This window comes from Protofrankia sp. CiP1_Cm_nod4, from assembly GCF_982290645.1.
In genome coordinates, this window is record NZ_CEVIVC010000123.1 from 5,651 (window position 1) to 14,937 (window position 9,287).

Consider the following 9,287-nt stretch of genomic DNA (forward strand, 5'->3'; position numbering starts at 1 on the left):
GGCGGTGGCGGGGCGGGGAAGAAGCAGCGCGGCAAGCAGCCGGGCGCGGACGGGCTGACGCTGGCCTGGCGGGAGGACCCGGACCGGGTCGAACAGCACTTTCCGGGCGGTGCGTGTGGCTGCGGGGCGGCGCTCGCCGGGGCGACGGTGACGGGGGCCGCGCGCTCGCACCAGGCCCACGATCTCGAGCCGGCCCGGTCGACCGTGACCCAGCATGACCTTTACCCGGTGGTGTGCGGCTGCGGGCGTCGCCATGTGGCCGCCCGGCCCGAGGGGCTGTCCGCGGCGCCGGTGTCGTACGGGCCGGAGCTGCGCGCGCTCGCGTTGTACTTCCTGGTCCGCCAGCACCTCCCGGTCGAACGGACCCAGGAGGGGATCGTCGAGCTGTGTGGGGTGGAGGTCTCGACCGGCTGGCTGCATTCGCTGCTGGCGCTGGGCGCGGACGCGGTCGCCGAGGCGGTCGACGCGATCGAACAGCGGATCGCGTCCGAGAAGGTCGTCGGGTTCGACGAGACGCCGCTGAAGGTCGGCCCGAAGGGCGAGAAGCGCTACGTGCTCTCGGCCTCCACGCTGCTGTTCACCCTGTTCGTGCTGGGCCGCCGCGACAAGGCCAGCTTCCGGGCGTTCCTGCTCGGCCGGATGCTCGGGGTTGTCGTCCACGACCGCTACGCGTTGTACGACTGTGACGAGTTCACCGGGTTCCTCCACCAGCTGTGCGTCAGTCATCTGCTGCGCGACATCGAGGACACCGTCGAGACCTACCCGGGCGAGGTGTGGCCGGTCCAGCTCCGCCAAGCGCTGCGGGGCCTGGTCCACCAGGCCAACCTCGCCCGCGCGGCCGGGCTGGCCGAGGTCCCCGCCGCGCTGCGTGACCCGCTGCTCGCGGAGTACCGCGGCGCGGTCCGCGTCGGTCTCGCCGCCGTGCCCCCGGCCGCGAAGGGCGCGAAGCAGCCGGTCGGGCGCTGCCTGCTCGAGTGCCTGCGTGACCGGCAGCCCGACGTGCTCCGGTTCGTCTTCGATCTCGACGTGTGGCCGACGAACAATGCGAGCGAGCGCGACCTACGGCCGTTCAGGACGCAGCAGAAGATCTCCGGTCGGCTCACCTCCACAGCCGCGACTGCCTGCCGCCTGCAGATCGCCAGCTACCTGTCCACCGCCCGCAAGCACGGCATGTCCGCGATGCACGCGCTGCGCCTCGCGTTCCACGGCACGCCCTGGATGCCGCCACCCGTCGCCGTGCCCGCCTGACCGAACCGCCCACCTGATCCAGCCGCGCCGACCACCGGCGCGGCCCGCCGCCATGCCCGAACCACCACCTACAGCAAGATCTTCAAACCAGCTGAATGTTTACGCCGTGACCTACAGCGATGATCCTGGCGGTGACTGCCGGAAGGATGGCCCCGCCGCATCGCGACCAGCGGTCGTCCATCGGGCGTGGGTACTGTGAGGGGAGACACGCTGGTCCCGACGGAGTCGGATAGTGAAAGGCTTCCATGGGTACGGAAACACCTGAGCTCCATTCCACTCGTCCTGTTTCTGCGCTCAAGGGCGCGGCGTTCGCCGGTTCCTCCTGGCTGCGGGTGTTACTGGGGACCGGAGTCGCCACGACGGTGATCGTTCTGGGGTTTCTGCACCGTCCCGCTCTCGGCGTCGGCGAGAACAACCTGATTCATGCTGACCGGGAGTGGTTGGCTCTCGCGGTGCTCGCCACCGCGATGATCTGGGTTGCCGGCACGGTGACGCAGCTCGGTTCGATGTCGCTACGTCCATCGCTGAGGCGGCTGTTCGCGGTACAGATCGCCGCGTCGTTCACCAACCATCTGCTTCCGGCCGGGTCTGGCGGTATCGCGGTCAACGTCCGCTTCCTGCAACGGCATGGGATGAGCAGGAGCGCGGCCCTGGGAGCAGTGGGCCTGAACTCCCTCGCGGGCATGGTGACCCATCTGATCCTGCTCGCGGCCATGATCGGGCTGGCTCCGTCCGTCCTCACCAGCGTCGGTACACAGGTACGGTGGACGACATGGCGACGGCCTGTCACCGGCGTTGTCCACCGTCCCTGGATCGGGCTCGCATTGATCGCCGTGCTGGCACTCATGCTGGTCGTGGGGACGGTGGTGAACCGGCGCCGCGCGGGAACGTGGAGGAGAACGCTCACCACGCGCCTCACCTCCGCCCGGACCCACATGATGCGTGAGCTGACAGTGCTGGCCGGGGTCGTGCGGGATCCGGCCCGTGCCGCCAAGCTCTGGCTGGGATCGTTGTCGGTACCGCTGCTGCACGCCGTGATCCTCATCGCCGTGCTGCGCGCCGTCGGCGTTCCCGCCCCGGCCGGGACCGTGGTCCTCATCTACCTGGTCGCTTCCTCGCTGTCTGTGATCGTGCCATCGCCAGGTGGTCTGGGTGCGCTTGACGTGACCCTTGCTACGGGGCTCGTCGCGGTTGGGATCTCCTCACCGGCCGCAATCGGGGTGGTCCTCGGGTACCGGCTGCTCACGGTCTGGGTGCCGTTGATGCCCGGGGCGTGCGTCTTCGCGTTCCTCGTCCGCCGTCGGATCATTTGAGCCGGTATCCGGGGGTGGGGTCTGTCCGGGTAACGACTCTGCCAAGATTCCGGTGGTGACAGGCGGTCGCCGTGCGGGCATCGTCGGTACCGTGTGATGCCAGCGTGCGGAACGGTATGCCCGCCGCTGAAAATATTTGCCCCATGACTTTCCGCCGCACGGCACCGTCTACGCCCACCACGCGACCTGGCGGGACGAGGGTATCTTCGTTCATCTCAACTACAACCTGACCGGTCTGGCCCGCGTCAAGGAGGGCCGCAAGCCCGAACCGACCGCGTGCATCATCGACACCCAGAGCGTCAAGACCTCCACCGACGTTTCCCCCTGACCAGTCAGGGCACGGACCCCGGCAAGAAGACCGTCGACCGCAAGCGGGGCATCGTCACGGACACGCTCGGCCTGCTCCTCGCCGTGGCCGTCACCGCTGCGAGCCTGTCGGACAACGCCAGGGGAACGACTCAACCCGCCGCCGGGAACCGATTGTGGGTCAGCGCCGGCCGTACGTCGTTGGTCGCGATCGCGTACATCGCAGCGGTGCGCTGCAACACATCCGGCCAGGCCATCGGTGGTGGAACCGCCCGATTGTGGGCCGCGATGGCCTCTCTCTCAGCGGGGTCGGCGGCAAGCCGCACAATTGCCTCGACCATGCCGTCATCGCTCTCGGCGAGGATCCCCTCATCGCCGTCACGGACAAATTCGCGTATTCCGCCTTCGGCCCTGGCAACCACGGGAAGGCCCGCGCAGCGGGCCTCGAGGGCGGCGATGCCGAAGGATTCCAGGGTTGCGGGTGCGACGAACAAGTCAGCCCGCCCGAACAGGGAGCGGATCCGAGCCCGGGACAACCGGCCCGGCAGGCTTACCCACTCGGTCATGCGGTGGAGGCGAAGGTATCGCTCCAACGATCGCCGCTGCGGGCCGTCCCCGACAACCACGGCGCGCAGACGAAACGTCGGCTCCAGTGCTCTGTGCGCCCTGTGGAGCATGCGCAGCAGTTGCCGGGGCCGCTTGCGAGGCGCCAGGCGCATGACCGCGACGACGACCACCTCGTCCGGGTCACGGGGCTTCGGAGCCACCTGCCATGCCGAAACGTCGATTCCGTTTGGCAGAACGAACACCGGCGCCGTGCCGACCAGCCGTCGCAGCGGTTCGGCGGCCACGTTGCTGACGGCCGTCCACACCACTGGCCACGATGACCACCCGAAACCGGTATCGAGGATCCGGAAGGCAGGCTCCAGGTGGGAGATCAGCGAATGCATTGTCACCACGGTAGGGGCGCTGCCCGCAGCCGCTATCGTCGTGAACGCCAGGGGGGAGATCAGGCCGGCGTGTACGTGGATGACGTCGTATGCCCTGTCCCGCAGCAGCAGTCGGCTGGTTCGCAGGGCGGCCGGATGGAGCATCGAGGGAAATGCGACCGTCTCGGTCAGGCGATGCACTCGCAGTCCGCCCGTGCGCTCCTCGGCCGGCCCTGGAGTGGAAGTGATTACCTCGACGGAGTGACCGACGGCCTGCTGACGCATGGCCAGGTCGTGGATGTGCATCTCGATTCCACCGAGTCGAGGCAGATAGAAGTCCGTGACATGGGCGATTCTCACGCGAAAGCTCCCCAGGTTGGCCGAGCCAGGCACATATCGGATGTCTTTCCTGGTGCAGACTTTGTAGATGCCTTACACACTGGTCTCGTTCCACGCACACCCCGACGACGAGGCGCTGCTCACCGCGGGAACCCTGGCGCGAGCCGCTGCGGAAGGTCACAGGGTGGTCCTCGTGGTCGCCACCGCCGGTGGATCGGGCCTCGCGTCCGCCGCGATGCTGGCCGGCTGTGATCTTACCGAGCGTCGCTGGGCCGAGTTGCTGCGCTCCGCCGCGGTGCTCGGGTGCGCGCGGGTCGAGTGTCTGGGCTACGACGACTCTGGGATGACAGAAGCACCCTCCGGGGCGGAGCGGGCGTTCGCCCGGCAGGACGTCGACGAGGCCGCCGCGCGTTTGGCGGACATCCTGCGTGAGGAGCGGGCGGACGTGCTGACCATCTACGACCCGGTCGGAGGCTATGGTCATCCCGACCATGTGCAGGTGCACCACGTCGGCATGCGCGCCGCCACGATGGCGGGCACCGCCGTCGTCCTCGAGGCCACAGTGGATCGAAGCCGGTTGCAACGCGCACTGCGGATCATCCATTACCTGCCTGGTATCCCCGCGGACTTCGCTCCCGCCCGCCTCGCAGGCGCCTACACCGCCCCGGATGCGCTGACCCACCGGGTCGACGTGCGCCGCTACGTCCGACAGAAACGCGCGGCCATGGCGGCGCACGTCAGCCAGACCAGTGCCGACTCCGGCCTGCGAACGCTGACCGTGCTGCTCCGGATTCCCCGCCCGGTGTTCCGGTGGGTACTCGGTCGCGAATGGTATGTCGAGTATGGTCGGACACCCACAGAACCGCTCCTCGACAACATTTTCGCAAGCCTGGCGGACACTCCCGACCACACTATTATCGACATGACTAACAATTATGCGCATCAGAGCGAGGACGCTGTCGGAACCTGACGCTGAAGTAGCCCGGCGGATGGGTTCACCCTTCTCTGAGCACTGCTGCATAATTCCCCGGATTCGATGTGTGTGGCACTGGTGCAACGAAAGGACCGTTCCTCGACCATCTTGGCTCCCCGGCAGGTCAGAACAGGGTGAAGCGGGCATGGCAGCACAGTCCCGCCGTCATGCAGTAGAGGGCGAACGGGGTGAGGGACGGTTCTCGAAGTATCGGGCGAGGAACCGCACGGACAGGTAGGTGGCCACACCGGACAAGACTGTGCCGAACAACACTTGGGCACGGATACCGCTGCCGGGCGGGCCGGACAGATCGGGCAGTTTGAGTACGCTGGCCGCGAGGATGACCGGGATGGCAAGTAGGAAGGAGAAATAGGCCGCGTCCTCGTGGAACAGTCCGGCCATCATGGTGATTCCTGACCTGCTGACGCCCGGTGCCAGGGTGATGATCTGCGCTGATCCGACAACGAGCGCGTCAACCCGCGAAGACGGGACAACCGCTGGTCGGCGGCCACATCAGAATGCACAGCCCTGTCGGAATACGGTTCGGTCGACCGCAAGTCGGATGGGATGGCGGCGACGACGAGAAGCCATCCGAGCTTTTGGCCCAGCGTGTCCACTTCACAGTCCCGCAACGAGGTCACCGGGCCCCTGGCAATGCAGATCCAGCCCCGCTGGAAATAGATGATCAAAGCTACGGCGGTGGCGACGTGAAGGCTCACGATGAACGCCAGGTAGGGCGATTTGGGGGCGGACACGTTGAGGTCCCGCGCCCAGCCGCCGCCGATGACCGCCGGGATGAGGACGCTGTGGCCGAGGCTGGACACGGGGAACAGCTCTGTGATGCCCTGTAGAAAGCCGATGACACCGGCCTCGAAGAAACAGAGATGCGGCATGGACTCACTTTCGAAAGGATGCGACCGATGGGCCGGCTCGGGGCTCGGTAACACCTGACGCATGTGTCAGAACCGCACACTGGCACCCCGATCATGTGAATACCATGTGTAGAAGATGTAAGGTCGAAAAATGTAGTGTGTCGGCGGCTGATCACCCGTTCCCGACCTGGACGTGTCGCCGAAATCCCGACCGCCGCCTCGGGTGAGATTTTCAATAAACGCCCCAGGGAGGATTCGCGGCCCAGTACCGATTTTTGGACGTGCACGGCGGCCAGTTGGGAACCGGCTGCGGCGCAGGCGTCCAGATTCTCTCGGCCTCCGAGCGCGCAAAAAACCGCGATCGCTCGACAGCAACCATGCTGTTGTGGAGATGAAGGTAGGCCCTTCTGTATCGGCATGCAGGTGCTGGTGTCAAACCGCCACGAGTTGCTGTGGTGAATGAGCCATGGTGGTGAACGTCCGCGGAAAAGCCGTCGTGAGAGGCGGCAGGTATGAGCCAAGAAGGCGAACGAGAGTGAACCATCGATGACGTGTCGTTAAGCCAGGTGGCATCAAAACCAGGGCCTTAATGCTGCCCGGGATAAGTCAGAGGGAAAGCTGCCTACTGCTCCGGCGATGCCCGGCATGAAGATGGCGCAAGCTTGGCTTGGGCTCTGCAACGGAACAGGAGAACTCCTTGGCACGACATGGGTCCAGCGGATTGGAGCGGGAACCCACCGGGAGACCGGCAAGCGGCTAATCCGCGAGTCGCGGAGTACCAGGTGCAGGCCAGGAGGGCGGAGTGGGGCGGGACGCCAGCAACCCCGGCGCGACGTGGCACGATCTCGCAGGTGACCAGCACACCCGCCGCGACGCAGCACCTGCACGACCTCGCGCGGCTGCGCCGCGTCCGCGACCGGATCGACCGGGAATACGCGCAGCCGCTGGACGTCGAGGCGCTCGCCCGCGGCGCGCACATGTCGGCCGGGCACCTCAGCCGCGAGTTCCGGCGCGCCTACGGCGAGTCGCCATACGGCTACCTCATGACGCGGCGCATCGAACGCGCGATGGCGCTGCTGCGTCGTGGCGACCTCAGCGTCACCGAGGTCTGTTTCGCGGTCGGCTCCTCGTCGCTGGGCACCTTCAGCAGTCGCTTCACCGAGCTGGTCGGTATGCCGCCCAGCACCTACCGGCGCCATGCGACGCGCGCGACGGCGGGGATGCCGCCGTGCGTGGCGAAACAGGTGACCAGACCGATCAGGAATCGAGAAGCGCGGGTCACGGAGCCGCAGCTAGCGTGACCGCCATGGACATCACGATTCACGGGACCTTCCTCCCGCACGACGACCCGGACGCATCCCTGGCCTTCTATCGCGACACCCTCGGCTTCGAGGTCCGCAACGACGTCGGATACGGCGGGATGCACTGGATCACGGTCGGCCCTGCCGACCAGCCCGGCACGTCCATCGTCCTGGAGCCGCCGGCCGCCGACCCCGGCATCACCGACGACGAGCGCCGCACCATCCTCGAGATGATGGCCAAGGGCAGCTACGCCCGCATCACCCTGGCCACCGCCGACCTCGACGGCACCTTCGCACGGCTGCAGGCCAGCGACGCCGAGGTCGTCCAGGAGCCGACCGCGCAGCCGTACGGCGTTCGCGACTGCGCCGTCCGCGATCCCGCGGGCAACCTCATCCGCATCAACGAGCTCCGCTGAGTCGTCCGGCGATCGCAGCCATGACCTGCACAGACGGCACCGCGAAGGAGCCCGCGCACGACGCCGGTGCCGGCCGCCTGGTGGCCACCGGCACCGACCTCGACGGCGACGTCCCCGAGCTGCTTCAGGACCGATGAGGCCGCCCCCCCCGCTCCCGCGCTCAGCGTCGTCGCGACACCGATCGTCGGCTCACCCACGACATCGATGTCTAGGTGGCCAGTGCCTCGGCGGACGGTGCGCCGTACCTGGTGTCGCTGTCCTTCGGCTGGGACGGCGAGGCGCTGCTGATGGCCACGCCGACGGACATCCCGACCGGCAGAAACCTGGCCGCCACCCGGGCCGTCCGGCTGGGGCTGGGCCACACCGCGACGTGTCCATGATCGAGGGCAAAGTCGAGGTCCTCGAGATCGACGCGCTGCCGCAGGAGCGGGGTGACCGGTTCATCGCGCGCACCGGCTTCGACCCGCGTGCGCTGGCCACCCCGTACCGCTGGTTCCGTATCTCCCCGCGCCGCATCCAGGCTTGGCGCGAGGTGAACGAGCTGTCCGACCGCGAGAGCTGATGCGCGACGGCCGTTGTTGGTCCGACGCCTCGGCGGGCGCGCCGCGTGGCCGGGGCCCGGAGGCTCCACGGGCCGAAGCGAAGGAGAACCAGACGTACTGCTCGAAGCTGGTCAGATCGAGCCAGGCGACACGACGGAGACCGCGAAGGCGGCCCCGCCTAACAGATGGAGACACGATGATCATGGCCACGAGGACGGACCCGCAGTCGCCTGCGCTGCACGTTGCCGACAGCCACGATCTGCTCCGCGTGCAGGGCGCGCGCGAGAACAACCTCAAGGACGTCAGCGTCGAGATCCCGAAGCGCCGGCTGACGGTGTTCACCGGCGTCTCCGGCTCGGGCAAGAGCTCGCTGGTGTTCGGCACGATCGCCGCCGAGTCGCAGCGGCTGATCAACGAGACTTACAGCGCCTTCGTGCAGGGCTTCATGCCGACGCTGGTGCGGCCCGAGGTCGACGTACTCGAAGGGCTGACGACCGCGATCATCGTCGACCAGCAGCGGATGGGTGCCAACGCCCGCTCCACCGTCGGCACCGCCACCGACGCCAACGCGATGCTGCGCATCCTCTTCAGCCGGCTCGGGCAGCCGCACATCGGCTCACCCAACACGTTCTCCTTCAACGTCCCCTCGGTCCGCGCGAGCGGGGCGATCACGATCGAACGCGGCGCCGGCAAGACCGTGAGACAGACCTTCACCCGCACCGGCGGCATGTGCCCGCGCTGCGAAGGCCGGGGCACGGTCTCCGATATCGACCTCACCCAGCTCTTCGACGACTCCAAGTCGCTCGCGGAGGGCGCGATCACCATCCCCGGCTACAAGGCGGACGGCTGGTGGACAGTGGGGATCTTCACCGAGTCGGGCTTCCTCGACCCGGACAAGCCGATCCGCAAGTACACCAAGACCGAGCTCCACGACTTCCTCTACAAGGAGCCGGTCAAGGTGAAGATCAAGGGCGTCAACCTCACCTACGAGGGCCTGGTCCCCAAGGTGCAGAAGTCGTTCCTCTCCAAGGACCCCGACGCGCTGCAG

General features: G+C 67.4%; 11 protein-coding genes and 1 pseudogene. 9 read left to right on the forward strand and 3 right to left on the reverse strand.

The genetic code is table 11. The annotated features are described in order from the left end of the window. From tnpC to AC5LSR_RS18965, 3 genes and pseudogenes are all read left to right on the forward strand, one after another. Positions 1–1,248: IS66 family transposase (gene tnpC / locus AC5LSR_RS18955; RefSeq protein ID WP_493468750.1), on the forward strand; the 1,248-nt coding region annotated here is incomplete at its 5' end. A gap of 245 nt (positions 1,249–1,493) precedes the next feature. Beyond that, the gene (locus AC5LSR_RS18960; RefSeq protein ID WP_250285352.1) at positions 1,494–2,561 is read left to right on the forward strand and encodes a lysylphosphatidylglycerol synthase transmembrane domain-containing protein; all 1,068 of its coding nucleotides are present in this window, start codon (positions 1,494–1,496) and stop codon (positions 2,559–2,561) included. Positions 2,562–2,691: 130 nt separating this feature from the next. Further along, positions 2,692–3,014: pseudogene (locus AC5LSR_RS18965) on the forward strand (transposase family protein); the annotation flags it as partial. A 5-nt stretch (positions 3,015–3,019) separates the two neighbouring features. Here the strand turns inward: AC5LSR_RS18965 and AC5LSR_RS18970 are convergent. Further along, the gene (locus AC5LSR_RS18970) at positions 3,020–4,189 is read right to left on the reverse strand and encodes a glycosyltransferase family 4 protein (protein WP_250285351.1); all 1,170 of its coding nucleotides are present in this window, start codon (positions 4,187–4,189) and stop codon (positions 3,020–3,022) included. Positions 4,190–4,223: 34 nt separating this feature from the next. Here AC5LSR_RS18970 and AC5LSR_RS18975 point away from each other — a divergent pair, with 34 nt between their 5' ends. Beyond that, the gene (locus AC5LSR_RS18975; protein ID WP_250285349.1) at positions 4,224–5,105 is read left to right on the forward strand and encodes a PIG-L deacetylase family protein; all 882 of its coding nucleotides are present in this window, start codon (positions 4,224–4,226) and stop codon (positions 5,103–5,105) included. A gap of 168 nt (positions 5,106–5,273) precedes the next feature. On the opposite strand, the gene AC5LSR_RS18980 is transcribed toward AC5LSR_RS18975, so the two are convergent. After that, complete coding sequence (locus AC5LSR_RS18980) at positions 5,274–5,555, reverse strand: undecaprenyl-diphosphate phosphatase (RefSeq protein ID WP_493468752.1); 282 nt, start codon at positions 5,553–5,555, stop codon at positions 5,274–5,276. After that, positions 5,510–6,001, reverse strand: coding sequence for an undecaprenyl-diphosphate phosphatase (locus AC5LSR_RS18985; RefSeq protein ID WP_250285348.1), 492 nt, complete (start codon positions 5,999–6,001; stop codon positions 5,510–5,512). Before AC5LSR_RS18985 ends, AC5LSR_RS18980 begins: the two co-directional genes overlap by 46 nt. Before the next feature lie 830 nt (positions 6,002–6,831). Here AC5LSR_RS18985 and AC5LSR_RS18990 point away from each other — a divergent pair. The 5 genes from AC5LSR_RS18990 to AC5LSR_RS19010 form a co-directional block, all read left to right on the forward strand. After that, the gene (locus tag AC5LSR_RS18990; protein ID WP_250285347.1) at positions 6,832–7,281 is read left to right on the forward strand and encodes a helix-turn-helix transcriptional regulator; all 450 of its coding nucleotides are present in this window, start codon (positions 6,832–6,834) and stop codon (positions 7,279–7,281) included. A gap of 5 nt (positions 7,282–7,286) precedes the next feature. Beyond that, a complete protein-coding gene (locus AC5LSR_RS18995) occupies positions 7,287–7,697 on the forward strand; it encodes a VOC family protein (RefSeq protein ID WP_250285358.1) in 411 nt (136 codons plus the stop codon). Between the two features lie 212 nt (positions 7,698–7,909). Continuing rightward, on the forward strand, positions 7,910–8,077 hold the full coding sequence (locus AC5LSR_RS19000) for a pyridoxamine 5'-phosphate oxidase family protein (RefSeq protein WP_250285346.1): 168 nt from the start codon (positions 7,910–7,912) through the stop codon (positions 8,075–8,077). Continuing rightward, positions 8,074–8,259 carry a hypothetical protein gene (locus AC5LSR_RS19005; RefSeq protein ID WP_250285345.1) on the forward strand — a complete coding sequence of 62 codons (186 nt, stop codon included), beginning with the start codon at positions 8,074–8,076 and terminating at the stop codon, positions 8,257–8,259. The genes AC5LSR_RS19000 and AC5LSR_RS19005 overlap by 4 nt, the downstream gene beginning before the upstream one ends. A gap of 176 nt (positions 8,260–8,435) precedes the next feature. Continuing rightward, positions 8,436–9,287 (forward strand): P-loop NTPase family protein (locus tag AC5LSR_RS19010; protein WP_493468751.1); only part of this gene is annotated, 852 nt, incomplete at its 3' end.

Excerpts from the sequence above, each read along its gene's own strand:
- AC5LSR_RS18975 (WP_250285349.1), top strand. The coding sequence starts at position 4,224 with ATGCCTTACACACTGGTCTCGTTCCACGCACACCCCGACGACGAGGCG.
- AC5LSR_RS19005 (WP_250285345.1), top strand. The coding sequence starts at position 8,074 with ATGATCGAGGGCAAAGTCGAGGTCCTCGAGATCGACGCGCTGCCGCAG.
- AC5LSR_RS18985 (WP_250285348.1), bottom strand. The coding sequence starts at position 6,001 with ATGCCGCATCTCTGTTTCTTCGAGGCCGGTGTCATCGGCTTTCTACAG.
- AC5LSR_RS18995 (WP_250285358.1), top strand. The coding sequence starts at position 7,287 with ATGGACATCACGATTCACGGGACCTTCCTCCCGCACGACGACCCGGAC.
- AC5LSR_RS18960 (WP_250285352.1), top strand. The coding sequence starts at position 1,494 with ATGGGTACGGAAACACCTGAGCTCCATTCCACTCGTCCTGTTTCTGCG.